Source organism: Pseudoalteromonas sp. SW0106-04 (assembly GCF_001293805.1).
Taxonomy (GTDB): domain Bacteria; phylum Pseudomonadota; class Gammaproteobacteria; order Enterobacterales; family Alteromonadaceae; genus Pseudoalteromonas; species Pseudoalteromonas ruthenica.
Window position 1 is genome coordinate 120,224 of record NZ_BCAI01000005.1, and the last position, 26,157, is coordinate 146,380.

Below are 26,157 nucleotides of genomic sequence, written 5' to 3' on the forward strand. Positions count from 1 at the left end.
ATCATGGCAAAAGATTTTATTTTACCAGATATTGGTGAAGGCATTGTTGAATGTGAAGTGGTTGAGTGGCTTGTGGCAGTCGGTGACGAAGTCAAAGAAGACCAGCCTATTTGCGATGTCATGACTGACAAAGCCTTAGTGCAAATCCCAGCGGTACATGATGGCGTGATCACTGAGCTTTATTATGACAAAGGGGATATTGCTAAAGTACATCAGCCACTGTTTGCAATGGATGTGAATGGCGAGCAAGGTGATAGCCCTGCGCCGCAAGATACCCAGCAAGAGCCCGAAGTGAAGCAAGCGAGTGCAACTTCTAACAGCGCGGGTACTCAGCGCGAGGACTTTATCTTGCCTGATATTGGCGAGGGCATTGTCGAGTGTGAGATAGTTGAATGGTTGGTAAGTGAAGGCGATACCATTAAAGAAGACCAAGCGGTATGTGATGTGATGACCGATAAGGCCTTGGTACAAATCCCTGCTAAGTACGACGGTCAAGTGGTGAAGCTCTATTATCAAAAGGGTGATATTGCTAAGGTGCACAGCCCGCTATTCCAAATGGAAATTGCCGGTTCGACAAACGCCGAGCAAAGTAGCGAAAGCACCGACTCGGCAACGCAATCACAGCACAATGAAGCAGCCTCAGAGACCAATACTGACACCTCTGTTGCCCAAGGCAAAGCATTAGCATCACCGGCTGTGCGTCGCCGTGCGCGTGAGCATGATATTGACATCAGCAAAGTTCCTGGCAGCGGTAAAAATGGCCGTGTATACAAAGAAGACATTGAACGCTTCTTGGCATCTGGTGACACAGCGCAAAGTGTTTCGCAGCAAGGGCCGAGCAACACTACATCGAGTAACGCCAATCAACAAAGTGGCGGGTCTCGTGTAGAGCCGATCAAAGGTATGAAAGCGGCCATGGCGAAGCAGATGTCGGCGTCGGTTTCCACCATTCCGCACTTTACATACAGTGACGAAATTGACCTTACGGACTTAATCGCATTGCGCGGCACGCTCAAAGAGCAGTATAAGAAGCAAGGCGTGAAGTTAACCATGATGCCGTTTTTCATCAAGGCGCTGTCATTGGCGATGCAGGAATTCCCAGTGTTAAATGCGCAAGTCAATGATGAGTGCACTGAGTTAACCTACTTCGATGACCACAACATTGGCATGGCCGTTGACTCTAAACTTGGATTGCTGGTACCGAATGTAAAACAAGTGCAGAACAAATCGATTGTTGATGTGGCTAACGAAGTAACTCGCCTTACCGACAGTGCCCGAGAAGGGCGTGTGGCGCCAGCAGATTTGAAATCAGGGACTATCTCTATTTCTAACATCGGTGCTATTGGCGGCACGACAGCCACACCGATTATCAATAAGCCTGAAGTAGCCATTGTTGCCCTTGGTAAAGTACAGCAATTGCCGCGCTTTAACAAAGCCGGTGATGTTGAAGCTCGTGCAATAATGCAGGTAAGTTGGTCTGGAGATCACCGTGTAATTGATGGCGGCACCATCGCCCGCTTTAATAATCTATGGAAAGATTTCCTAGAGCAGCCAAGTAAAATGTTGATGGCGATGCGCTAACTGGTCCAATTAGCTGAACAAAAACTGAAAAAACTAGCTCCGGCTAGTTTTTTTTATAGCTGTTATCGATTAACATTATCATTGCTTTGAAATGAAAAGCGACCCAGCCATTCAGGTTTTGAACGGCTATTGGAATAAACAATAAAGACTAGGATTTCAATATGGAACATTTTACAGAAGCGCTTAAGCGCTATGCAGATTTCACAGGCCGTACGCGTCGTAAGGGCTTTTGGATGTTTGTGCTTTTTTACTTAATCTTTTACGTGATTGCGGCAGTCATTGATGGCGTCATTGGCACTATTCTTTTTACCTCTGTTCTTTCATTAGCACTGTTCGTCCCAAATATTGCTATTACTGCACGTCGTTTACACGACACAGGCCGCTCAGGTTGGATGCAATTGATTGCTCTTATTCCACTGATTGGTGCTATCGTACTGCTTATTTTCTTGGTTCAAGACAGCCAAGAAGGTGACAATGACTACGGCGCTAACCCTAAAGAGGGCAATATCGAAGGCGCCACTGCCTAATCGATAACGAGATATATAGAGCCGGTTCAGTACCGGCTTTTTTTATGTCCACAGGTTTATAAAATACCAGCCATAGCCTAAAACGAGCGCCGGTATCAAGGTATAGACTGTAGCAATAAATGCGGCCTTGGGTGACAGGGCGATGGCAGGAAATAAGGCATCCCCATCATTTGAGATGGCATTGGCCAATAAGGCACTGAATGGGAGCCCACCTTGAAGGTATAGGCCAGTGACAACGATCTGCGGGCCACAACCGGGAATTAAACCAATCAGCGCAGCGATTAAGGGCGTCCATAGTGCATACTGATTAAACCACACCGCTAAATCAAGCCCTGCGAGGGTGCTGACAAGTTCAAAAGTAATAAACGCAGCCACCACCCAGACAGTAATAAAATGGGTATCTTGTATAGCCTTAACAGTTGCAGATTCTGGCTCGGGCGGGCAGTCTTCACAGGCAATAGATTGATAATTACCCTCATTTTTGGTGAGCGCCCACACCAGCATCGACGCCACCGCTAAAAAACTACCGCCATACAGCACCATGGTATCGGCACCTTGGAATAGGGTTGCAGGCTCGATATTAAACGCCAAAACGAGGGCAACAAGTAATAACAATGGTAATGTCCATATCCATATTTGCTTTGTCGCCATTAATAATGGGCTTGCAGGCTTGCCTTGCAATACATCGGGGTCTGGTTTTTTATGGTGAAATTCGATATCGGCGTGTATTTTATTGACCAGCGTGCCCATCAACGTGCCCGCCACCAGGCCAATAGCAAGGACTAACAGGGCATCGAAAGGACTGGCTGCCAAGAGTAAAAATGCGGCATCTCCCATTGTTGCGCTTAACACCGCCACAACGGCACCAAAACTGACTTGCCCCCGGGTAAATTGGGTCACGACAATAATGGCACCACCACAGCCAGGCAACGCGCCTAAGAACGCCGCAAATAACACTTCAAATTTAGGGTAACGCTGAGAGAACTGCCCTAATTCCAGTAAAGGATAACGCTTTATTAGCAGGTAGTAGAGCAGCAGGGTAGCAGCGACAAAGACACTGACCTGAAAAAAAGCATCACTGAGCGCCGTTAACGTCAGTTCGCGAGTGCTAGGTATGGCTAACAGTAGCGCCAAACCAAGAGGGAAAAATAACCGTTTATTAATGACTTTCATCCAATTGGTTGTAAGAACACAGGGTGAGAGAGTCGATACGGGCATAATGTGTAACCTAGATCATAAACTAGGTTACACTATAGTTTAATCTAAATGATAATTAAACCTATTTAGATCTTTGGAATTCCGCGTCTGCATACCACTGCGGCCATTCGCTTTGCTGTGAGATGTCATAGCCCACTTTGTAGAACAGCTGCAAGTCCTGCACGGCACCGGATAAATCCCATTCATCGCGATAGCGATCGCAAGGTTGGTGATAACAGCCGCGCAACACTAGACCCATACGTTTACGATACTTAGCCGTTTGCGCATCTGCAGGCTCACTGCCACCCCCGGCGTACATCGCCGGCACACCCATGTTGGCAAAGGCAAAGTGATCAGAGCGATAATACCCACCTGAGCTTGGTTTAGGGTCACCAGACACACTACGCTGCTGCATTTTCGCGGCTTCGCTTAGCATATCATCAAGTTCAGACTTACCCATGCCGACAACGCTGATGTCTTTAACCTTACCGAGTAGGTTCAAGCTGTCCATATTGATATTGGCAACGGTTTTATCAATATCGATAACCGGGTTAGCAGCGTAGTATTTTGCCCCTAACAGACCTTGCTCTTCAGCAGTAACGGCTAAAAACGTCATCGAACGGTCTGGGTTTTTGGGCAATGTGGCAAAGGCTTCAGCGACTTCAATCATACCGCCAGTGCCGGTAGCATTATCATGTGCGCCATTATAAATCTGGTCGCCCTTACGACTCTTATCGGTTCCTAAGTGATCCCAGTGCGCGGAGTAGATAATGTGCTCATCAGGCTTGGTGCTGCCAGGTAGCGTGGCGATAAAGTTATAGGAAATCGATTTTTTGATTTCGCTATTTACTTCAACGCTGGCAGTTAAATCGCCCATATCAACATGGTAAGCACCTTCGCTTGCGCGTTGCTTAGCTTGGTCAAAATCCAGACCGGCTTTTGCGAATAGCTCTTTGGCTACATCCACAGTCACCCAGCCTTCCACCGCCACGCGGTCCATATTGTTGTTATCTTTTTGGAAACCAAACTGGGGGCCGCTCCACGAGTTTTCGACCACCGACCACGGATAAGATGCAGGTGCGGTCTCGTGCACAATAATAGCGCCAGCAGCGCCTTGGCGGCTTGCTTCTTCGTATTTATATGTCCAGCGGCCATAGTAGGTCATGGCATCGCCAGTGAATAATTCAGGATCCTTGGTAGCGAATCCTGGGTCGTTAACTAGCATGACTACGGTTTTACCTTTTACATCAAGACCTTCATAGTCGTTCCAGCCATATTCTGGGGCGTTCACACCATAGCCGACAAATACCAGCTCAGAATCGTTAATGGCCTCTTTAGCGCTAATACGGCTGGTCCCCATGACCATGTCTTTTTTATATTGGTAGTCTTTTCCGCCAATATTGAGGGTCATGTTGGGGTCGGCTTCAATCGAGACCAGCGGCACTTCTTGTAAGAAGCTATCACCATTGCCGGGCTTAAAGCCTAAGGCAGTAAATTGTTCGGTTAAGTAGGCGAGTGTGAGTTCTTCACCTTTGGTTGACGGAGCTCGTCCGCCAAATTCATCCGAAGCCAGTGTTTTAACGTGCTGCGCGAGTTGTTCAGCATTGATGCTGTTCCAGCCCGCCATAACGTCTTGTTCAGTAATTTGTGTGCTTGCACAGCCAGCAAGGATGCCGCCAGCAAGTAAAGTCAGTGGGAAATAGCGTTTCATATTTATTCATTTCATTGCTATAAGACGACAGCCAGTATAAGGATAGCGATGAAATTACACCAGTTTTTGCGCTAAACTAGGCAAAATTTACGGTTAAAATAAGTAGTAATGAAACGTTTTACCCCCTATCCGCAGTGGCGCACTGATTGTTTACAAGGCGGTGCATTTGCCCACCTCAACGCCCTGTTTGCCTTAGAGCAATATCGCGACTGGCCGAGTTTGAGAGAGTTAAACCAAGATCAATTGATGAACGCCCAAGGTTTGGCTATAGAATTTATAGCCAATAGCGAGTTTGAACAGGATGGGCGCTATTATGAGCAATTCATTTATGAAACTGGCAAAGTCCCCACGCGCAGCGAAAACTGGCATGACTTGTTTGGTGCCTATATATGGCGGCTATTTCCTAAAACCAAGGCCTTACTCAATCGCTTACATATTGAGGAAATGGCTCTGCAAACCTGCTCTAAGCGCAGTAAAAAACGTAATGCACTGACCTTATTTGATGAATGTGCCGTGGTATTAGCGGTGAGTGATCCCAGTTGGATAACCGCCTTTCGCCAACACCAGTGGCAGGAGGTATTCGTAGAACGCAAAGAGCAGTGGCAACATAGCATTCGTGCCTATACCTTTGGCCATGCCAATTATGAAATGCTGACACAGCCGTTTATTGGCTTAACAGGTAAAGCGTTATTTATCGACGTTGACGCTGATATATTTTGTAAAGATTTAAGTGCCCAATACCGCTACCTCGATGCGCGCCTATATGAGATGATAGCCGAGCAAAATGTGTTGGCTGATAACTCTCAGCTATGCCCGCTTCCCTTGCTCGGGGTACCGGGATGGTATGACGATAATGTCGACCCAAATTTTTATGCCAATACGGATTACTTTCGACCAAAACGAAGGAACACAAAATAATGATAAGAGTGAATGGGCTACAAAAAAAGTTCAAACTCACCAAAGACCATAAGAAAAATGTCAAAGAGTCGCAGCAAGACCCCCGTGAAGACAAAGACTTTTTCCATTCGGTACGCGATGTCAGCTTTCATTGCAATCAAGGTGAAGTACTAGGGTTACTTGGGCCTAATGGCGCCGGTAAAACCACCACGCTACGAATGTTATCAACCGCATTAAAACCCGACTCAGGAAGCATTGAAGTTAATGGCGTGGACGCGGTTAAAAAGCCCTTAGCGGGGCGCAAAGCCATTGGTTTTCTCTCAGGGTCTACAGGCTTGTATGGGCGCTTAACAGCGAAAGAAAATGTTGAGTACTTCGCCAAGCTCCATGGCCTGAGAGGTTCGGCGCTCGCAGAACGTTGTGAAGAGCTATTTACCTTGTTGGATATGCACAGCTTTTTGGACAAGCGAGCCGATAATCTGTCTACCGGAATGAAGCAAAAAACCAATATCGCCAGAGCCGTGGTACATAAGCCCGATGTGGTGATATTGGATGAGCCCACCACAGGCTTGGATATCATGACCACGCAAACGGTGATTAACTTTATTAAAGGCCTTAAAGAGCAGGGCACACCGGTGATTTTCTCGACCCATCATCTCGATGAAGTTGCGTTATTGTGTGACCGTGTCAGTGTCATTGACTTAGGGGTCACTTGCTTTGACGGCACCTTAGCGCAGTTTAGCGAGCAAGGGCGCGCGACAGCGCTGAACGACGCGTTTATGAATATTCTTGAGGATCATCGCCATGTATGAAGTATTTTTAAAGGAAATAAAAGAGCTGTTACGCGATAGAAAAACGCTGATGTTCGTGGTTGCGCTGCCGCTGCTTATTTTTCCGATAATTTTTGCGCTTATTGGCTTTTTAGCATCGCAGGCCGCGCTTGAGGCCAAGCAGGAAGTGCACACATATGCCATCGTTAATGCCCAATATGCAGAGCCTTTCGCGAAGGAAGTCTTTTTTCATAAAAGCTTTAAAGAGCTTGAACAAAAGCATTCATACCAGAGCATTGATGACTTAAAAGCGGCGGTGGAAGCAGGAACCATCGATGTCGGTATTTATATTCCACACGATGCGCAAGGCGCGCTGGATAACGGTGAACAGAGCACCTGGCAAGTTATATTTAATGATGCGCAAACCATCAACTTCTTATTTACCAACTTGAAAGAAGTAGCGGACAAATACGCGCAGCAACTACAAAGTGCCAAGCTTATTGAGCTTGGGGTCAGTGAAGATGCCCAGGCGGCGTTGCTACAGCCCATCGAGCTTGAGAAGGTCAATACCGCTGATCAGCGCGAAAATCTCGGTGAAAAAATCGGTGCCTATATCCCTTATCTGCTGCTACCTTTAGTGCTGACGGGCGCCATGTATCCAGCCATTGACTTAGGGGCCGGTGAAAAAGAACGCGGTACTCTGGAGACCCTGTTATTGACGCCTCTATCACGTACTCAAGTGGTGCTCGGTAAATTCTTAACGGTATTTTGCAGTGGCATTACCAGTGCCATGGTCACCGTACTCAGTTTTGGCTTATGGATCACCCTGGCTGGGCAATTTATTGAGCTTGATATGCTTAAAGAAGCCTTTGGTACGGTAATGGTGACCGACTTATTATTGATTTTGTTGCTATTAATTCCGGTTGCCGCGATTTTTGGCTCTTTAGCGCTGACCATTTCTATTTATGCGCGCAGCTTTAAAGAGGCACAAAACTACATGTCTCCGCTGTCATTTTTAGTGTTCATCCCTATCATTGTCGCCATCATGCCGAATATGGAATTGACCGCTAAAACAGCGCTGATCCCTATAACTAATATTTGCCTGGCTATCAAAGAGATCATTAAAGGCACAGTTGATTTGGGCTTAGTGGGACTTATCTTTGCAGCCACCGTGGTGCTTGCCGGGGCGTTACTGGCATTTTGTACCTACTGGTTTAATAAAGAGGATGTGTTGTTTCGCTAAATTAGGTAATTTAGTTAACTAATTGTTACCCGATGTAATATCTATATAAGACGTTCCTTCTATACTCAGCACTACGCTAAATGGTATAGAAGGAACCGTCATGAATCTTACCCAACCGCTCATCTTGGCGACTAGCATCGCGCTGGTGCTTAGTGGCTGTAACAATGCGACCCCAGTGGCTGATGAAATCCAAAGCGGTGATCCGCTGTTTTGCAAGGCCAGTCAGCAGTGGGTTACCAACCCCAGCAACCCACCGGCAGAAATTCCGGGGGAGGGTGAGAACCTATGCCAGTTTTATCAATTTTCTTGGCAGTGGTTTATCAATCTAATGGCAGCGCCACAATCGACACGCAATTTCCTTGATTCCGGCCAATATCCCGTGTTTTTGGGGACTGAACAAAACTCCTGTGCAACGAACACCGTTGCGTCAAAGCTCTTTATTCGCACGCAGAAAGACAGCCACACTAGCAGCAGTGATTTCACTTTACCTAGCGGCACCAACCAGGCGCTCAACGACGCAGTTATTTATGACCAACAAGGTAACGTCGTTCTCTACGAGGCTCGCTTTAATAAAGACATGTGTAATGTTGCATCAACCTCGACAACGCTGCCTGCTGGCACGACGGAGATAAAGTCGTCTTGGCGCAAGATCAGCGAACAAGAGAAAAGCGACTATGTGTGGATCCAATCTGATACTAACGCCAACGGCAAGCTTGAGAGCGACGAGATTTACGGTATGGTGGGTTTTCATTTAGTAAAAAGTACGGCGCTGCACCCAGAGTTTATTTGGGCTACGTTCGAGCACCGTAGCAACGCCCCCGACTGTCAAACTAAGCCACAAACGTCGCAAGGGTGGAGTTTTGCTAGTAGCCAATGCGCAAGCTCCCTACCTAACCCGAAAGCGGGCTGTGACTTCAATAAAACAGCGGATATCTCCGGCAGCACCCCCTTAACTGGTACGCCAACAGAAATTTGCCAAGTCTACGCACAAGGTACACGTGAAGGGGATAATCAAGCGACAAAAAATCGCGTTAATATCACTACCATTAATAAGCAGTTACAAAGCAGCTTTGCCGCCTTGCCTAATAGCAGTGAGCTCCAGGTACTCAGCCAGTACAAGTTAGTTGGGGCATTGTGGGTCAGTGATACCAGTCAATCTAGCAGCCTTGAGAATCAACGAGGCTCTATTCAACTTGCCAATACCACCATGGAGACCAATGCTCAGCAAGGGTTCGGTGAATTGAGTTACAGTGGTAACAGTAACCTGCAACCCGCAGCTAATTGTTTTGCTTGTCATGGCTATAGCGGACCGCAAAGTAATGCGCAAGTTAGTCATATCTTCACCCATATTCACGGTAGCGGCGAAGGAAAATAGTTAAAGGGCTTTTTCAGCCATGCGCCCTTAGCGGCGCTTTACTTGGCAGCCTAGTTTGCTAATATCGTCCATTATTCAAAGGATTGTTTTATCAATGGACGATATTTATGCGCCTATTATTGGTATGGCTGGCGATGGTAGCCAGCTCTGCTTCAGCCCAGTCACTTACCCTCGTTTATCAAGTAGACAACCGCCACACCGGTGAGCGCGGTGAAGCGGTGTTACATATATCCAATTCGGCCATTGCCAACCACTACCGCTTGCCCAATATGCAGTTATCGCTAATCACCCGCCAAGGTGAGGGCCAGTATGTGCTTATTCATAGCCACAAGCAGATCTTGTTTCGCCACTTTCAGCCTTTTTATGAAAATGCCAGTCGCCAACTTAAAGCTATGGCCGAGAGAATGGGCAAGAGTGAGCAGCAGTTATGGAAGATGATGCTCGACCCTAGCAACGACCCCAGTGCTGCCACTTTCTCTCAAATAAGTACACGGCAATACCAAGGAGTACGTGATGAGGTTGTGGTATATCGTGTGCAGACTGAGCAATCGCGACTTAGTGCCTCCGAGCTTGAGTGGATCAAAAATCGTTTAGAGCAGCAGATGAGAATTCCCCAGTCAGGACTGGGATTAATGGTCGACAACGTCGATGAATTACTGCGATTATTTACCTATGATCATAATGCGCTTCCAAGTCGCATTGAGGATCTTGATAGCGGCTATGTATTGACACTACAAGAGCAAAAATGGAGGGCGCTAGAGCCGTCTGCCTTTTCTTTGCCCGCAGGGTATCTTAAAAAAGACATCACTGAACGAACTCTCAACCTTATGGAATACCTACAAAATTTAAACGAGTAGAAAAGCTCAAACCAAATCAAAGCTCGGTCATAAAAAGGAATAAAAATGAGCCAAGGATTACAGATAAAATCGTTGCGGGAATGGATAGCGACCATTTTAGCTGGCTTCTTTTCACTGTTAGTCGTCCTAGCTATCGTTAGCGGTGATATTGAGTCAGTTTTAATAAACACGCTGTTCACCTTTTTGCTTGCGGCTTATCAGCGGCGCTTTATACTCGATAACGACGCTCTGCTAATTCGCAGCCAACTAAAGTTGTTTGGCATCGGGATGATAACCTTTAGCGTAAAGCGTATTGCGCTGTCATCGCTCAATGAGCTTGTGCTAACGTTTGGACGCGCTAAAAACGAGTTAATGCTTACCTTTTCATCTGAGCATAGCACCCAAGTGGAGCGCTTCGACTTTAGAGGCCAAGGTGAACTGATCAAGCGTTTGCTCGCGGACTCAGGCATTGATTACACCCTACGTAGTAAGGGGATAGCGAGTAAAAAGGGGCACAAAGCCGGTGCAGCCAGCAAAGACACTGTAGCTGATATTTTCTATCGCCATACTTCTCCTGGCGAGATACTCTCAAGCCATAGCGTGTCGCGCTTTGCGATGCCACTGCCAAACAGCCAACGTAAGACTGTATATATTGCGGTCGCTTTTGGTTTGCTAATCACTATAGGCGTTGTGAGCTCCTCCCAAAACTGGATTGCTGGGAGTGTTCTTTTAGCGCTGACCTACCTGAGTTATTGGCTGGTTCGAGCCCATTTATGTAATCAGTATTACTTTATCGGCCAATCACCTCAAAGCGATATTGTGGTTGGTGAGCAGTATTTACAACTCCCGGCACTGCTGTTTGCAGATAAAAAAGCGCGTAAGGTGGCAAAGGAGCAAGTCCGCTCGATAGAGGCAAGATGGAATTATTACGTAGCTGATAGCTATTCCGTTGGCTGGTCTCGACGCAAAATTAAACGCCCACACGTGGTGTCATTAACCTTTATCACCGACGAAGGCCCGACTATTGCACTGAGCAATATGGCCATCAATGGTCAAGCGCTGTTATTAGCGCTTACGCATATGAACTATCCGGTATCGCTTGAGCGCTCAACAAAACAGGCACTGCCGATGCTGTTTCATATACGTATTGCCGTTGTATTTGGCGTTGTTGGCATTATCGTCTCATCGATGATTCGTTTTCTATAAATAAGGATTGTTATGAAAAAACTAACGTTCATTGTCTTGCTGGGGATTCTCAGTAGCACCGCATCTTATGCTCAACAAGTGAAAACTGATAACTCACTGAAAGCCACGTTGTTTGGCAAAGACGATAGTAATCTTGATATCCAACTGGAGAAAGCTAAACAGGGGGATGCACAAGCTATGGCTCGCTCTGGTTGGCTTTTTGCTCTAGGGTTAAAGCCAAATTATGATAAGTCGCACTATTGGCTCAATAAAGCTATTGAAAACGGAAACACAACCGCGTTCTATTTTTATGCAAAATTATATGAAGAGGGAAAGTTTGGGGAAAAGAATCCTAAAAAGGCGTTCGATTATTATCAGCAGGGTGCTGACAATGGCAATTTAACCGCTATGTACTATGTATATGAAGCCTATCGAGATGGCAAAGGTGTTGCCGTGGATGAGCAAAAAGCCGAGGAAGTGCTCAATGAGTGTGCCAAGGCCGGTGGAGAGCTTTGTTCTGGATGGAAAGAGTTTAAAGACAACCTCAAACGTTCAAGAAAACAATCAAACTAAGCAGGGGCCGCACATTTAGCACTGTTCGCTCAGTTTCAATGTGCATAAAGTGCATAGAGATAAAAGAAGGAAAGATATAGATGAAAGGACAAGGACTAGGGCTGTTAGTGGGGACTGTGGGGATCTCATTACTGTCATTTGCTGCGGTGAAGCTATTCTTATTTGTTGAACCCCCTGGGTTTATCAACATAGGAATGATGGCCGTGGGCAGCATACTGTGTTTATCGAGTCTCTTTCTCGTTACGCGTAAATCCCTAAACCTTTAAGCGTTCCGCTTTTTAGATAAAGATATAAAAGGTTTACAGGGAGTCAGCGGCAGCCGTCATGGTTGCCGCTGCAAATAACTAACCTATCAAGTTATACAGAAGCGCAGAAACCGCCAGTACACCTACAAGTAACACAAAGTACGTACTGAGCTTGCCTTTGTAACGTGCAAGGGAAGGGACTTTGTACACTGCAATCATCGGCATAATAAATAAGATCATCGCAATAATTGGACCTGAAATCGCCCCCATCATATCCAAAATACTGGGGTTATAGATGGCGCAAATCCAAATCGCCACAAACATCAAGGCAACACCTAGCTTATCCGCCCCCTGATAACTTAATTTCGAATGCTTAACCGCTAAGCCATTAAAGCTCTCCCGTGCTCCCAAGAAGTGACCAAAAAACGACGAGGTGATGGCAATAAAGGCCACCAAGGGGCCAACATAGGCCAGAAGAGGGTTGTCATAGGTATTAGCAAGATAAGAGAGCACGGAAATATTGGCTTCCTTTGCGGCTTCAAGCTGTTCAGCACTAAGAGCAAAAACACATGAAAATACAAAAAGAAGTACAAAACTTATCAGCATAATTGCAGTGTACTTGAGGATTTTGTCAGACTTTACACGTGCACTTTGGCCATAATGACGACGCTGTGCATTGGCAAAGCTGGAGATCGCCGCAGCATGACTAAAAGAAAATACGATAACAGGCACGGCCAGCCATAAGTTCTCAATAAACTGCGGCGCTTGGGCGATATCTGTACTGGGGACCTGCCAGTGTGGCATTAAATACAGAGATAAACCAAACAGTACCGCAACTAAAGGGTAAACCAAGATGGCAAAGGCGCGCAGCATTAGCTTTTCGCCTCCGAGCATCACGGCCACCATGGCTGCCACCAATACGCCGGACAGTAGCGCACGAGGTGGCTGTGCAAAGCCCAGTTGATGCACGATAAAGTCATTTACGGTGTTGGTCAGGCCGACTCCGTAAATAAGTAAAATAGGGAAGATAGATAGAAAATACAGCAGTGAGATTAATCTGCCAGCGCCAGCACCGAAGTGTTCTTGCACCACATCAGTGAAGTCACTGTCGTCGTGTTTAGACGATAACACAAAGCGTGCTAAGCCTCGGTGCGCGAGGTAGGTCATCGGGAATGCGGCACAGGCCATAATGATGAGGGGCCAAAAGCCGCCGAGGCCGACATTAATGGGTAAGAATAAAATACCTGCACCGACTGCGGTGCCAAATAAACTTAATACCCAATGGGTATCGTGGCGAGACCACGCCGGTGCTGTGGTGGTGCCTTCACCGCCGAGCACATGTTGAGAGGAACTCATAGATACTACCTTTGAACTGCATAAAAACGTGGCAATCATACAGAATTTGGCAAGGTAATTCATACTTATGCCAAAAATTGTTATAGCAATCCAACTTTGGTCGTACTAATTAGAATAACTAGCTAAATGATGTTCTTTTTTTAGCCGAAGAGTGTGGTGTTGAAATAAAAACGGCCCTATTAAGGGCCGTTGGCAGTGGTGATTTAGTATTAAATCTTTTGTTCTGCAGGTTGTTCGCTTGGGTTTGGTTCAGGAACTTCTGGGGCATTTTGGCCCGCACGCTCCCAATACTTCGCTTTGAAGTTAAACAATACCAAGATAATACCTACACCAATACTGAACAAGGCTATTTGCATGTACAGGCCAGGGATTTCTTGAACGTTTTCTGGGTCAAAGCTACCAGCTAGTAAGCCAGAGATAATATTACCAATGGAGTAGGTAAGAACAAATACGCCCATCATTTGGCCCACATAACGTGCTGGCGACAAGCGGCTTACCGCACTGAGTGCGACTGGGCTTAGGCATAGCTCACCTACTGTATGTAGGAAGTAAGTGGTAATAAGCCAATAAGGTGCGACTTTCAGGCCATCAGCAGCATATTGCGCGGCAAAGAACATGACTAAAAAGCCGGTTGCCATAATGATAAGACCCACGGCACATTTAACGCTGTACGATGGCGTGATCATACGCTTGGCAAGGTTAATCCACAGTGCTGCAAAAAATGGCGACAATATAATGATGAAAAATGAGTTCGCTGACTGGAACCATGCTGTTGGGATCTCAAAAGAACCCAGCATACGGTCGGTGTAGTCGCGAGCGAATAAGTTCAACGATGAACCAGCCTGTTCGAACCCTGACCAAAAACACGCTGAGGCCACACAGACTAAGAATAGTGCCCACATGCGCTGCTTTTCATCGTCCGTTAGCTCACCTAAAAAGTAGATGTAGCCAAAGTAAATGAAAAAGGTGATGGTAAAGACGATGGCTACCGAGCCCGCTAAAGCGACCGGGTCAATGACCAACCAGCCATTGTGTGCCGCGTAAACAGTCAGTGCGACCATCGCAATTGATGCGCCAATAACAGTCCAAGCAAGCGATGCGCCCTTGGTCGACAATGGGTTTGCTGGCTTATCATTGATGCCGCGAATACTACCTTGAGTTAGGCGGTACTGCACTAAACCGATGGCCATGCCCACGGCTGCTGCACCAAAGGCCCAGTGCCAACCGACATTTTCCATAAAGTAGCCACATACACCGTAGCCAATCATAGAGCCGAGGTTGATGCCCATGTAATAAATCGCGTAGCCACTGTCGCGACGCTCATCTTCGGTTTTATACAGCTGACCTACCATGGCACTGATGTTTGGTTTTAATAAACCGGTACCGGTAGCAACAAATATTAAGCCGATAAAGAACGAACTAGGGTGGGGAATTGCGAGGATAATATGGCCGATCATAATAACGATACCGCCATACCAGACAGTTCGCTGACCGCCTAACAGGCGATCTGAGATCCAACCACCGGGTAAGCCAAGGAAGTAGACTGCACCGGTATAGAGGCCGTAAATTGCCGCAGCAGACGCTACCGTGAAGGCCAAACCTTCCTCTTGCAGCGATGCGGTCATAAACAGCACTAGCATGGCACGCATGCCGTAGTAACTCATGCGTTCCCACATTTCTGTGAAAAATAGGGTTTGTAACCCTTTGGGATGACCGAAAAAGGCGGTATCCAATTTTGAATCCCCAGCCGCCGAAGTCGGTGGCGTGGGTATCTGCTCATCAGACATAGATTCACTTCCATTATTGTCGTTATAGTGAGCAGTTATTAGTACGTGAAATAAGCTCAATATGCAACCAAATCGCGCCTTACAGAGGCTAGATGGTTAGATTTATAGCAATAGCTGTGAATAAATTAATCAACCTCGGGCGTGTCGTTGAATAATGCCTACGGTCACGTAATGAATTTATGCTGCCTTGCTATTCACTTCGCTTAACGGGTTTGAAGCCATCACATGCTGGGTGTCTGACCAATGTAAAAGCTCAATACGGCCCTGATGATTCTCTACCAAGGCGCTACAGTTCTCTATCCAGTCGCCGTCGTTACAGTAAATAATACCATCACTGACACGTAGTTTGGGTTGGTGAATATGACCACAGACAATGCCGTCATAGCCCCGGCGCTTGGCCTCGTAAATGGCCGCATCCTCGAATGCAGTAATCGCTTGTTGAGCCTTGTGTACACGAGATTTTAACCACGCTGCTAAAGACCAATAGCGGCCACCAAAAAGGCGGCGTACGCGATTATGCCAGCGATTTAAAAACAGCAAAAAGTCATAGGCGGCGTCGCCGATAATACTGATCAGTTTGCTGTAACGCGTTGCAGAATCAAAGTCATCACCGTGCAAGATAACAAAGCGCTTCCCATTACCTGTGGTATGCACAAACTGACGGTGTACTTCCACGCCCATGAGCAACTCTTTATCATATTTACGAAAGGTCTCATCGTGATTACCTGGTACGTAAATGACCCGTGTGCCTGCTTTTACTTTCTCCTGCAGCGCTTGCAGTACATGGTAGTGACTGGAATGCCAAAAAAACCGCCTTTTCATTGACCATAAATCAATAATATCGCCCACTAAATAAAGTGTATCGCACTGAATATGGGCTAAAAAGTCGAGTAAATAGTCGGCTTTACAATCTTTGCAACCTAAATGAATATCAGAGATAAACACGGCCGGGTAATGGGTGATTTTACGTTGTTTCATAATGGTGTGACTCGCAGCGTAATAATAGTGAGGCTAGAGCGTAGCGATGACAAAAAAAAGACTAAAAAAAGAACAATCCGTGACAACTATCGGATCTGCTTGTCTAACGGTATGAGCCTGATTATTATTGCGACCTTCAGCCAGCCTTGGTGAACAAGTGCTGGGAGACAATGAGCCAATATGACAGCAAAGCAATGATTTGTTCGCTTTAACAGGCTGCTTTGCCAAGAACCGGTCATTTTGGCGATGTTTTAGCAGTGCCTCGTCGATCATAAACACTTGTGTAACGAGGATAAACGCGTAAAGCGTAATAGGAGAGCAACATGAAGTATCGTTTAGCTGGGCTGTGTATCGTGTTAACAGCTGCGCTTAGCGGTTGCCAAGACGAGCCATTAACGCAACAACTGCCTGTGGATATGAGTAATCCCGCTGCAAAATTCTGTGTTGATCAGGGCGGTCAATACCTTGTTGAGCAACAGCCCCAAGGCGAGAGCAGCTTTTGTGTATTGGATAACGGCTCAAAAGTTGACGCGTGGGAGTTTTTCCGCAAATACCAGTAACAAAAAAGCCAGTCTCTCGACTGGCTTTTTTCGTTTATGCTTTAGCAAGCTCGGCAACAATGGCGGCTACCGCACCATCAATATCCAGCAACTGCTTTTCACCTGTACGGCGGTTTTTAAGCTCTACCTGATCGTTATCGAGATTACGCTCACCAATCACTAAGGTCAGTGGTACACCCAGTAGTTCCATATCGTTAAACATGACGCCAGGGCGCTCTTTGCGGTCGTCAAAGAGTACATCAACGCCAGCTTGTTGCAATTCGCTGTAAAAGCGCTCAGCAATATCAGGGATACGATGTGACTTGTGCATATTCATGGGCACGATAGCTAGTTCGTATGGAGCGATATTTTTCGGCCAAATAATGCCGTATTTATCATTGTTTTGCTCGATGGCAGCGGCAACGATACGGGATACACCGATACCGTAACAACCCATGGTCATGGTCTGGTTTTTACCACTTTCTGCCAAAACTCCGGCTTTCATAGCCTCGGAATACTTGGTGCCAAGCTGGAAGATATGACCAACTTCAATCCCTCGTTTAATACTCAAAGTACCGTGACCACAAGGGCTCGGATCGCCATCAACCACGTTACGAATATCCGCAACTTGGTAGTCATTGACGTCGCGGTCCCAGTTGATGCCACTGAAGTGCACATCATCTTCGTTGGCACCGGCGACAAAATCTGCCATCACCGCCGCTGAGTGGTCAACAATAATCGTCGTATTTAAGCCAACAGGGCCTAAAGAGCCGGGATGAGCGCCTACTGTTTTAACAATGTCCGCTTCGCTCGCCATTTCCAGTGGAGCCTGCACGCCTTCAAGCTTCTCTGCTTTGAGTTCGTTGAGCTCATGATCGCCACGCAGTACTAAAGCAACCAATGGGCGTTGCTCTTGCTCGTCTGCTGCGCCGTAAACAAATAAAGTTTTTACGCCACGGTGCGGCTTAACGCCATAATGCTCTTTAAGGTCAGCAATGGTTTTTGCTTTCGGGGTATCGAACTTTTGCAATTCTTTGCTGGGCTCAGGACGGGCTTCGCTCGGGGCTTTTGCCTCTGCCTTTTCGATATTTGCGGCATAATCACTGCCATCACTGAAGGCGATAGCATCTTCACCGGATTCGGCCAATACGTGGAATTCATGAGACAAATTACCACCAATGGAACCGGTGTCTGCAAGAACTGGGCGGTAATCTAAGCCTAAACGGTCGAAAATATTGCAATATGCTTGGTGTAGCTTTTCATACGTTTGCGCTAAACACTCGTCACTTAGGTGGAACGAGTAAGCGTCTTTCATAACGAACTCGCGCGAGCGCATGATGCCAAAACGAGGACGAATTTCATCGCGCACTTTGGTTTGTATTTGGTATAAGGTGATTGGCAGCTGTTTGTAGCTACTAATTTCTTTACGCACGCAATCAGTGATCACTTCTTCGTGGGTAGGTCCTAGCGCAAAAGGGCGTTTATGACGGTCTTCAATACGCAAAAGCTCAGGACCATATTGTTCCCAACGGCCCGACTCCTGCCACAACTCAGCAGGTTGAATGATGGGCATGAGCATCTCAATGGCGCCAGCCTTATTCATTTCCTCACGAACAATGTTTTCAACTTTTTTCAGCACTTTAACGCCGGAAGGCAGCCAAGTGTATAGGCCGGAGGCGAGTTTGCGGATCATGCCCGCACGAAGCATGAGCTGGTGGCTCACCACCTCGGCATCTGAGGGCGTCTCTTTCAGGGTCGCAAGTAAATACTGACTGGTACGCATGAATATTCCGTTTTTTATTTAATGATTAATAGGTAAGAGCGCTAGTTTAGCAGCGCTCGGGCGCAGGGCAAAGCGCTAAAGCGGGCAAATTTCGAGAACATGATTGTGCTCACCGTCTACTTGCCAGCGAATATTAAAATCATACAAGGTCATGCCGTAGTGCTGTACCCCAGCCTGACTCTTTTTGTACGCTGGCCGTGGGTCTTGCTGAAGCACTTGCGTGATAAATTGCTCAAGCACTAGAGCGGGGTCGCTGTTGTCGATAACACTTTGTGCTTGTTCAGAAAAGCTGACACTCATCTGGGTGTGTGGCCGGGTATCGGCAAAGCCAGCACTGGCATCCATCATGGCATCGGAATAAGGCAGATAGGGCTTGATATCAATAATCGGGGTGCCATCGAGTAAGTCGATTCCCCCTAACCGAAGACTAAGCTGCCCGTGTTGGTAATTCACACCCAGTAGTTCGACAGCGCTCATGCCAATGGCGTTGGGACGGAATGTTGCTCGGGTAGCGAACACGCCTTTGCGAGCGTTACCTCCTAAGCGAGGAGGGCGAACTAACGGTGAATAGCCTTTATCAGCCGTTTCATGAAAACGAAACAACAGCCATAGGTGGCTAAACTCCTCGATACCACGCACAAACTCTTCTCTATTAAATTCATCGGTAAAGATAAGATCAGCGCGCGCCGCGCTAACTAGCCGGGGTTGCCGGGGAATAGCAAACTTTTGTTTATACGGAGAGCGAATATGGCCAATGGCGGTGATTTGATACTGGGAAGACACAATGTTTTACACAGCGAATTAAGGTGAGCGCAGTGTAATCATGGCATCGGGTAAAAACAAGGGGCACAGGGCCCCTTGTACAAGTAGGGAAAGCGCAGTGCTAATTAGAATAGGTATTCAACCGAAACAGACGCAACGTCCATTTCAGGATCAATTTGTTCGTCTAGTTCATAACGCTCGTATTCAAGGTTGAAGCGTACTTGCTCTGTCATCGCGAACTGTACACCAGCGCCATAAAACACATCGCCGCCATCGGCTTCCGTAGTAGCAATGGTTAGGTCATCAAGTTGCGCACGTAGGTCTGCATCCCATTCTAGCCAACCCGCAGTTGCGTAAACTTTGAAACGCTCACTAACAGGCAGAGCGAGTTTGGTTGATAGCGAAACACCATCTAATTCTGCTTGTTGGTCGATATCAGACACTTCATCAAAGTTGTGATAGCCGAGCTCGAAACTCCAATAATCATTGAGCTGTGTGCCCACGTAAGCTTCAAGCATACCGGCATCGTCATCAAATTCAGTATCTAGGTCATCATTGTCGAACTCAAATGAGTATTGGCCGTAACCGATACCGGTGTAGAAACGAGGGTTCACTTCACTGCTTGGTTCATAACTTGAAGGGGCCGCCATCGCTGTGGTTGTCGTCAAAGCCATCGCTAAAGCGCAAAGGGAAAAGCGAGCAGTTTTATTAGTGTGTTTCATCTTGATTCTCCATTTTGTTAGTTCATGCCTAACAAAGCAGAGGCCATGCCAAGAGTCTTAAAACAACTAAAATTAGGTGTTTTATTAATATATAATTCAGTTAGTTACAGAAAAGCGCAGGATTGTTTACAAAACCTTAAGGTGTGTAACGCGCGGCTGTTTTGTATGGACCTGAAAAAGGTGTAAATTTTTCCGGTAAATGTCAAAATTACACCCTGAATGGAACCTAACTAATTGATTAATAGTCGATTAACAGGTCTTCTGTAAAAGTGTTTCGGTTTCGATGGCTATCTCTTTCATTTTAATCGCATACGCCTCTAGGCGCTTCTGCTCTTCTGTTTTTGCCTTAAAGCATGGCACCTCTACTGGGTAGCCGGCTTGGTCCATAGCGACAAAACTGATCACGCAATGGTTAGTCTCGACCATATGTTGCGTCTTGGGGTCACCACAGCGTACTTGTATAAATATTTGCATACTGGTTTTACCGGTATGCGCAATAGAGGCGTTAACTTCAACTAATTGACCCACTAATACTGGCCGGCGAAATTTTACTCCGGCCACAGATACCGTGACACAGTAATGACCGCTCCAACCTGCGGCACAGGCATAGCCAGCTTGATCTATCCATTTCATGACGACTCCGCCGTGGACCTTACCACCGAAATTGACATCGGTAGGCTCGGCTAAAAATCGAAAAGTAACCGTATCTTGACTCATAGAGCTCCCCAAATATGCTCGACCTGTTACAGCAAGTGTAGTGTATATAAATAAAAAAGGGGCTTACGCCCCAGTTGCAACTTAGGATAAAGTACTTAATAACAACTACATATTAGGGTAGTTAGGACCACCCGCTCCCTCTGGGGTGACCCAGGTGATGTTTTGGCTAGGATCTTTGATGTCACAGGTTTTACAGTGCACACAGTTTTGCGCATTGATCACAAACTTTGCCTCACCTTCACTGTCATCCACTTCGTAAACCCCAGCTGGGCAGTAGCGCTGTGCTGGTTCATCAAAGCGTGGCAAATTAACCGTAATAGGTATCGCAGCATCCTTTAATTGTAAGTGACACGGCTGAGACTCTTCGTGATTGGTGTTAGACAAAAAGACCGATGAGAGCTTGTCAAAACTAAGCTCACCATCTGGCTTTGGGTAGTCAATTTTCGGTGCTTGTGAGCTGCTCAGTAGGGTCGCGTAATCAGGGGTGTTGTCCTTAAAGGTAAAAGGCAGCTTTCCTGCGAATAGGTTTTGGTCCAGCGTGTTGTACGCGCCCCCGAAGAACTTACCCAATTTGTGCATCGCCGGCCCAAAATTGCGTGAGCGGTAAAGCTCATCATACACCCAAGAAGATTCAAAACGCTGCGCAAAGTCCGCCAAATCAGTGTGCTGATCACCGGCTTTTATTGCCGCGAAAATACTTTCGGCTGCCAACATACCGGATTTCATTGCGGTGTGATTGCCTTTGATTTTAGCAAAATTCAGCGTACCTGCATCACAGCCCACGAGTAGGCCGCCCGGGAAGTGCATTTTTGGTAGCGAATGTAACCCGCCTTTGGCTATAGCACGCGCGCCGTAGGCTAAGCGTTTACCGCCTTTGAGCACATCGGCGAATACAGGATGATGTTTCATTCGCTGAAATTCATCAAAAGGACTTAAGTGCGGGTTGGTGTAGTTAAGGTCGACAATGAGGCCCACCACCACTTGGTTATCCTCGCAGTGGTACATAAATGCGCCGCCATTGGTATCTCCACTAAGCGGCCACCCAGTGCCATGAACCACTTTTCCTTGTTGATGTTGCTGTGCATCTACTTGCCAGATTTCTTTAAAACCCAGACCGTAGTGTTGCACAGAGCGATCTTTATCAAGGGCAAATTGATTGATCAGTTGTTTACCCAAGTGGCCTCGGCAGCCCTCTGCGAAAATGGTGTATTTTGCTCTGAGCTCCATCCCCGGCATAAACCCAGGCTTTTCATTGCCCTCTTTGTCGCGACCCATATCACCGGTAATGATGCCTTTGACGCTGTCGTCTTCAATAAGTAGTTCGTGCGCGGAAAAACCAGGGAAAATTTCGACTCCTAATTGTTCTGCTTGCTCGGCTAAAAAACGACAAACGTTGCCCATAGAGACGATATAGTTGCCATTATTATGAAAGGTTTTTGGCACCATAAAGTGGGGCAGGGATTTAGCTTTTTGCTCATCACTGAACCATAAAATTTCGTCTTCGGTGACTTGGGTATGCAGTGGCGCGCCTAACTCCTGCCAATTAGGGAGTAGCTCATCGAGTGCGCGAGTTTCGAAAACGGCACCGGAGAGCACATGAGCACCTACTTCAGAGCCTTTTTCAACCACACAAATCATCAATTCTTGTTGTTGTTCTTGTGCTAATTGCGCGAGCTTAATGGCGCTAGCAAGGCCGCTGGGCCCTGCACCGACGATGACCACGTCAAATTCCATGGTTTCGCGTTCTACCATAATGATCCCCTGCTTTATATGACGGTATAAGGTGTTACGAAATGCAAATTAATCGTTACACAAAAGGTTATTGTCCAAGGTTATTTTAGGTTGACGTTTACGTCAACAGGAAGTAGTCTGATTTCATCAAATAAATAAGTTTACGTTAACGTCAGGTGTGGGCGTGTCAGTAGTAACCGCGCAGGTTATAGCCGCTTTAAAACGTCCACTCGCGTGTCAACAGGAGCAAATATGAAAGTATTAGTGCCCATCAAACGTGTCATCGACTACAACGTCAAAGTACGCGTAAAGGCAGATAACAGCGATGTCGATTTGGCGAATGTGAAAATGGCGATGAACCCATTTTGCGAAATCGCCATAGAAGAAGCTATTCGCCTAAAAGAATCAGGTAAGGCAACGGAAGTGGTTGCTGTGACTATTGGTGATAAGTCATCGCAAGAGCAGTTGCGCACTGCACTGGCACTGGGCGCCGACAGCGCCATTCACATCGAAAGTGATGAGAAGCTAGACTCACTGCATGTGGCAAAACTACTCGACAAGTTAATTGATGAGCAGCAACCCGATCTGGTTATCTTAGGGAAGCAAAGTATCGATTCGGACAATAACCAAACTGGGCAAATGCTGGCTGCGCTGCGCGGATGGGGGCAGGGTACTTTTGCCTCAAAAGTGGATATTAACGATGACAAAGTGAATGTGACGCGTGAGGTTGATGGTGGCTTACAAACTGTAGCGCTCACGCTTCCTGCGATTGTCACGACTGATTTGCGTTTGAACGAACCCCGTTATGCATCATTACCTAACATTATGAAAGCAAAACGCAAACCTTTAGATGTGAAAAGCGCTGCGGATATGGGCGTCGACCTTGCTGCGCGAGTGCAGTTGGTGAGCGTGGAAGAGCCAGCTCAGCGTCAAGGTGGTGAAATCGTCGAAGACGTTGAAACCTTAGTGAACAAGTTAAAAAATGAAGCGAAGGTGGTGTCATGAAAGCATTAGTGGTAGCTGAGCACGAGTACGGTGAACTAAAGCCTGAAACCGCGAAAACATTAAGCGCGGCGCACAAAGTAGGCGCTGATATTGATGTGTTGCTGGTTGGTGAGAACCTTAATGACGCGGCTGAACAGGCTAGTAAGCTCAGCGGTGTCAGCCGTGTGTTGGTCGCTGATAGCAGTGACTATGCACACCAACTAGCTGAAAACACTGCTGATTTAATTGTGAGCCTAGCGGGTGATTACAGCCATCTATTTGCCAGTGCGACGACCACCGGCAAAAACATTATGCCACGGGTTGCGGCGCTATTAGACAAAGCGCAAGTATCGGACATTATTGATGTTATCGACGCTGATACGTTCAAACGCCCGATTTATGCTGGTAACGCCATTGCGACGGTGAAGTCACTTGAGTCTGTGCATGTTATTACTGTGCGTGCCAGTGCCTTTGATGCGGTGAGCAGCGACGGCAGTGCCAGCATCGAAAAGATTGACAATAGCATGGCCTCAACGAACAGTGAGTTTGTCTCTAAAGAGCAAACTGAGTCTGAACGTCCTGAATTGACCGCTGCTGATGTGGTTATTTCCGGCGGTCGAGGCATGCAAAATGGTGAAAACTTCAAACTGTTAGAAGGTATTGCCGATAAGCTCGGTGCGGCTATTGGCGCATCACGCGCTGCGGTAGACGCGGGCTTTGTGCCGAACGATATGCAAGTAGGGCAAACCGGCAAAATTGTCGCTCCTGATTTGTACATAGCCGTGGGTATCAGTGGTGCCATCCAGCATTTGGCAGGTATGAAAGACTCAAAGGTTATTGTAGCTATCAACAAAGACCCAGAAGCACCGATTTTCCAAGTGGCTGACTATGGGTTAGTGGCTGATTTATTCGATGTTCTACCTGAGTTAGAAGCCAAGCTTTAAAGCGCAACTAGTTTACAAAAAGCCCGCGACTGTTTTTGTGTTGTGGGCTTTTTTGTTGGCCATTGCTGTGCTAGCTAACGGCATTAGCGCAAAGAAAAACCCGCTGAATTAGCGGGTTTTCGATATATAAAGAGTGCAACATGATTAGTAAGTAGCACTGCCTTTAGTGCGTGGGAAGGCAATCACGTCACGGACATTGCCCATACCGGTCACGTAAGCGACTAAACGTTCAAAACCTAAACCAAAGCCTGAGTGAGGCACCGTGCCGTAGCGGCGTAAGTCGCGATACCAGCTATAGTCTTCTTTGTTTAAGCCCATTTCCTCTAAACGAGCATCAAGCACATCTAAACGTTCTTCACGCTGAGAGCCACCGATGATCTCGCCAATGCCTGGGGCAACGACATCCATCGCTGCCACCGTCTTGCCGTCTTCGTTCTGGCGCATGTAGAAGGCTTTGATATCGCGCGGGTAGTTTTTGATAACTACAGGCGCTTTGAAGTGCTCTTCGGCCAGATAACGCTCATGTTCAGATTGTAAATCCACGCCCCACTCAACAGCGTATTCAAACTTCTTACCGCACGCCTTAAGAATGTCGATAGCGTCGGTGTAATCAACCTGCGCAAAGTCCTTGCTGACGAATTCTTCAAGACGACTGATGGCCGTTTTTTCGATACGTTGTGCGAAGAACTCCATGTCATCACGACGCTCTTCCAATACCGCAGCAAATACATACTTAAGCATGTCCTCGGCAAGTTTGGCGATGTCGTTCAAATCGGCAAAAGCCACTTCCGGCTCGACCATCCAGAACTCTGCAAGGTGGCGCGAGGTGTTAGAGTTTTCAGCACGGAAGGTTGGGCCAAAGGTGTAGATCTTTGACATTGCGCTGGCATAGGTTTCACCGTTGAGCTGGCCTGATACCGTTAAAAATGCTTCTTTACCGAAAAAGTCTTCGCTGTAGTCGATATCGCCCTTATCAGTGCGTGGTAGGTTCTGCATATCCAATGTCGACACTCGGAACATTTCACCAGCACCTTCGCAGTCACTGGCGGTAATGATGGGAGTGCTGATCCACATGTAGCCACGCTCATGGAAAAAGCGGTGGATAGCCTGCGATAAGCAGTTACGAACACGGGTAACAGCGCCAATCACGTTGGTGCGTGGACGCAGGTGGGCGTGCTCACGTAAGTACTCAATACTATGGCGCTTTGCTGCCATAGGGTAAGTGTCAGGGTTTTCTACCCAGCCAATTACTTCAACGCTGTCCGCTTGAATTTCAAAGGCCTGACCTTTACCGGCTGACGCTACGAGCTTACCGGTTACGCTTACCGAGCAGCCGGCCGTTAAACGCGTTACTTCATCATAATTATTGAGCGAATTAGGCACTACAGCTTGGATAGGATCAAAACTCGAACCGTCATGAACGGCTAGAAACGAAATACCTGCTTTAGAATCGCGACGTGTGCGCACCCAACCTTTAATGTTGACCTGGGTGTCCACGGCAACGGCGCCTTTTAATAGCTCGGCGATTGCTGTATGGCTCATTTTCACTCCAATGATTACTATTGCCCACTGCGCTGCACGTTGGCAGCAGCAGTATTATGATGAAAGTTAAGAGGCCTATCTTAACCGTGATTTAGGGAGAAAAAAACTGCCAATTGCCTCAATCAGGGCAGAAATACGTAAAAGCGTAGAAAATATCACCTAAACTAATCAT

Annotated in this window: 24 protein-coding genes; 13 read left to right on the top strand and 11 right to left on the bottom strand. The window is 47.0% G+C overall.

Translation table 11 applies throughout. The features are described from left to right. The first annotated feature begins 3 nt into the window (after positions 1-3). Both W04_RS07965 and W04_RS07970 read left to right on the top strand, forming a co-directional pair. The gene (locus W04_RS07965) at positions 4-1,581 is read left to right on the top strand and encodes a dihydrolipoyllysine-residue acetyltransferase (protein WP_053910455.1); all 1,578 of its coding nucleotides are present in this window, start codon (positions 4-6) and stop codon (positions 1,579-1,581) included. A 161-nt stretch (positions 1,582-1,742) separates the two neighbouring features. Continuing rightward, the gene (locus W04_RS07970; protein ID WP_053910456.1) at positions 1,743-2,108 is read left to right on the top strand and encodes a DUF805 domain-containing protein; all 366 of its coding nucleotides are present in this window, start codon (positions 1,743-1,745) and stop codon (positions 2,106-2,108) included. A gap of 42 nt (positions 2,109-2,150) precedes the next feature. Here the strand turns inward: W04_RS07970 and W04_RS07975 are convergent, their stop codons facing one another. Further along, positions 2,151-3,326, bottom strand: coding sequence for a putative manganese transporter (locus tag W04_RS07975; RefSeq protein WP_053910457.1), 1,176 nt, complete (start codon positions 3,324-3,326; stop codon positions 2,151-2,153). A 61-nt stretch (positions 3,327-3,387) separates the two neighbouring features. After that, the gene (locus tag W04_RS07980; RefSeq protein WP_053910458.1) at positions 3,388-5,016 is read right to left on the bottom strand and encodes a M28 family metallopeptidase; all 1,629 of its coding nucleotides are present in this window, start codon (positions 5,014-5,016) and stop codon (positions 3,388-3,390) included. A gap of 108 nt (positions 5,017-5,124) precedes the next feature. On the opposite strand from W04_RS07980, the gene W04_RS07985 reads away from it, so the two are divergent. The 8 genes from W04_RS07985 (at position 5,125) to W04_RS08020 (ending at position 12,161) form a co-directional block, all read left to right on the top strand. Continuing rightward, positions 5,125-5,934 (top strand): DUF3025 domain-containing protein, encoded by an 810-nt coding sequence (locus tag W04_RS07985; RefSeq protein WP_053910459.1) that lies wholly within the window; start codon positions 5,125-5,127, stop codon positions 5,932-5,934. Continuing rightward, positions 5,934-6,725, top strand: a complete 792-nt coding sequence (locus tag W04_RS07990; RefSeq protein ID WP_045978335.1) for an ATP-binding cassette domain-containing protein — start codon at positions 5,934-5,936, stop codon at positions 6,723-6,725. Before W04_RS07985 ends, W04_RS07990 begins: the two co-directional genes overlap by 1 nt. Further along, positions 6,718-7,926: an ABC transporter permease gene (locus tag W04_RS07995; protein WP_053910460.1), complete on the top strand. Its 1,209-nt coding sequence runs from the start codon at positions 6,718-6,720 to the stop codon at positions 7,924-7,926. Before W04_RS07990 ends, W04_RS07995 begins: the two co-directional genes overlap by 8 nt. Positions 7,927-8,026: 100 nt before the next feature. Beyond that, positions 8,027-9,301 (top strand): hypothetical protein, encoded by a 1,275-nt coding sequence (locus W04_RS08000; protein ID WP_053910461.1) that lies wholly within the window; start codon positions 8,027-8,029, stop codon positions 9,299-9,301. A 107-nt stretch (positions 9,302-9,408) separates the two neighbouring features. Further along, a complete protein-coding gene (locus W04_RS08005) occupies positions 9,409-10,158 on the top strand; it encodes a hypothetical protein (protein WP_053910462.1) in 750 nt (249 codons plus the stop codon). 45 nt (positions 10,159-10,203) lie between these two features. Beyond that, positions 10,204-11,343 (top strand): hypothetical protein, encoded by a 1,140-nt coding sequence (locus W04_RS08010; RefSeq protein ID WP_053910463.1) that lies wholly within the window; start codon positions 10,204-10,206, stop codon positions 11,341-11,343. A gap of 12 nt (positions 11,344-11,355) precedes the next feature. After that, entirely contained in the window at positions 11,356-11,895 is a 540-nt protein-coding gene (locus W04_RS08015; RefSeq protein ID WP_053910464.1) for a tetratricopeptide repeat protein, read from the top strand. Positions 11,896-11,975: 80 nt separating this feature from the next. Then, positions 11,976-12,161, top strand: a complete 186-nt coding sequence (locus tag W04_RS08020; protein ID WP_045978329.1) for a hypothetical protein — start codon at positions 11,976-11,978, stop codon at positions 12,159-12,161. A gap of 78 nt (positions 12,162-12,239) precedes the next feature. Here the strand turns inward: W04_RS08020 and W04_RS08025 are convergent, their stop codons facing one another. The 3 genes from W04_RS08025 to W04_RS08035 form a co-directional block, all read right to left on the bottom strand. Beyond that, positions 12,240-13,496, bottom strand: coding sequence for an aromatic amino acid transport family protein (locus W04_RS08025; RefSeq protein WP_053910465.1), 1,257 nt, complete (start codon positions 13,494-13,496; stop codon positions 12,240-12,242). A 209-nt stretch (positions 13,497-13,705) separates the two neighbouring features. Beyond that, positions 13,706-15,283, bottom strand: a complete 1,578-nt coding sequence (locus W04_RS08030; protein WP_022946566.1) for a peptide MFS transporter — start codon at positions 15,281-15,283, stop codon at positions 13,706-13,708. 177 nt (positions 15,284-15,460) lie between these two features. Next, positions 15,461-16,261, bottom strand: a complete 801-nt coding sequence (locus W04_RS08035; protein ID WP_053910466.1) for a UDP-2,3-diacylglucosamine diphosphatase — start codon at positions 16,259-16,261, stop codon at positions 15,461-15,463. 323 nt (positions 16,262-16,584) lie between these two features. On the opposite strand from W04_RS08035, the gene W04_RS08040 reads away from it, so the two are divergent. Then, entirely contained in the window at positions 16,585-16,821 is a 237-nt protein-coding gene (locus W04_RS08040) for a DUF333 domain-containing protein (protein WP_053910467.1), read from the top strand. A gap of 34 nt (positions 16,822-16,855) precedes the next feature. Here W04_RS08040 and W04_RS08045 read toward each other — a convergent pair whose 3' ends face one another. The 5 genes from W04_RS08045 to W04_RS08065 all read right to left on the bottom strand — a co-directional run bounded on the left by W04_RS08045 (position 16,856) and on the right by W04_RS08065 (position 22,536). Next, positions 16,856-18,583 carry a proline--tRNA ligase gene (locus tag W04_RS08045; RefSeq protein ID WP_053910468.1) on the bottom strand — a complete coding sequence of 576 codons (1,728 nt, stop codon included), beginning with the start codon at positions 18,581-18,583 and terminating at the stop codon, positions 16,856-16,858. A gap of 75 nt (positions 18,584-18,658) precedes the next feature. After that, positions 18,659-19,366, bottom strand: a complete 708-nt coding sequence (gene tsaA / locus W04_RS08050; RefSeq protein ID WP_053910469.1) for a tRNA (N6-threonylcarbamoyladenosine(37)-N6)-methyltransferase TrmO — start codon at positions 19,364-19,366, stop codon at positions 18,659-18,661. Positions 19,367-19,470: 104 nt separating this feature from the next. Then, entirely contained in the window at positions 19,471-20,067 is a 597-nt protein-coding gene (locus tag W04_RS08055; RefSeq protein ID WP_053910470.1) for a porin family protein, read from the bottom strand. 249 nt (positions 20,068-20,316) lie between these two features. After that, positions 20,317-20,784 (bottom strand): acyl-CoA thioesterase, encoded by a 468-nt coding sequence (locus tag W04_RS08060; protein ID WP_022946572.1) that lies wholly within the window; start codon positions 20,782-20,784, stop codon positions 20,317-20,319. Positions 20,785-20,889: 105 nt separating this feature from the next. Next, positions 20,890-22,536 carry an electron transfer flavoprotein-ubiquinone oxidoreductase gene (locus tag W04_RS08065; protein WP_045978323.1) on the bottom strand — a complete coding sequence of 549 codons (1,647 nt, stop codon included), beginning with the start codon at positions 22,534-22,536 and terminating at the stop codon, positions 20,890-20,892. 231 nt (positions 22,537-22,767) lie between these two features. Between W04_RS08065 and W04_RS08070 the strand changes: the two genes are divergently transcribed. Then, the gene (locus tag W04_RS08070) at positions 22,768-23,520 is read left to right on the top strand and encodes an electron transfer flavoprotein subunit beta/FixA family protein (protein ID WP_053910471.1); all 753 of its coding nucleotides are present in this window, start codon (positions 22,768-22,770) and stop codon (positions 23,518-23,520) included. After that, complete coding sequence (locus tag W04_RS08075; RefSeq protein ID WP_045978322.1) at positions 23,517-24,443, top strand: electron transfer flavoprotein subunit alpha/FixB family protein; 927 nt, start codon at positions 23,517-23,519, stop codon at positions 24,441-24,443. Before W04_RS08070 ends, W04_RS08075 begins: the two co-directional genes overlap by 4 nt. A 144-nt stretch (positions 24,444-24,587) precedes the next feature. Here W04_RS08075 and asnS read toward each other — a convergent pair whose 3' ends face one another. Next, the gene (asnS, locus tag W04_RS08080; protein WP_053910472.1) at positions 24,588-25,985 is read right to left on the bottom strand and encodes an asparagine--tRNA ligase; all 1,398 of its coding nucleotides are present in this window, start codon (positions 25,983-25,985) and stop codon (positions 24,588-24,590) included. Positions 25,986-26,157 lie beyond the last annotated feature (172 nt).